Source organism: Pseudomonas oryzihabitans (genome assembly GCF_032027545.1).
Taxonomy (GTDB): domain Bacteria; phylum Pseudomonadota; class Gammaproteobacteria; order Pseudomonadales; family Pseudomonadaceae; genus Chryseomonas; species Chryseomonas oryzihabitans_F.
On the sequence record NZ_JAVSJB010000130.1, the window covers coordinates 1 to 297 of the forward strand.

General features: G+C 67.7%; 1 protein-coding gene. It reads left to right on the forward strand.

Annotation, left to right across the window (positions count from 1 at the left end; translation table 11 throughout):
* Positions 1-297: pyridoxal-phosphate dependent enzyme (locus RND78_RS28030; RefSeq protein ID WP_312733511.1), on the forward strand; the 297-nt coding region annotated here is incomplete at both ends.

A 297-nucleotide genomic window follows, 5' to 3' on the forward strand; every position in this document is an offset into this window, starting at 1 on the left:
TTGGCCGAGGCCCTGCGCCTGGTCGAAGAGCAGGGCTATACCTTCGTCCCGCCCTATGACGATCCGGACGTCATCGCCGGCCAGGGCACGGTGGCCATGGAGATCCTGCGCCAGCATCCCGGGCGGCTGGATGCCATCTTCGTCCCGGTCGGCGGTGGCGGGCTGATCGCTGGTATAGCGGCGTACGTCAAATACCTGCGCCCCGAAATCAGGGTGATCGGTGTCGAACCCGACGACTCCAACTGCCTGCAGCAGGCCATGGCCGCCGGCGAGCGGGTGGTCTTGCCACGGGTGGGC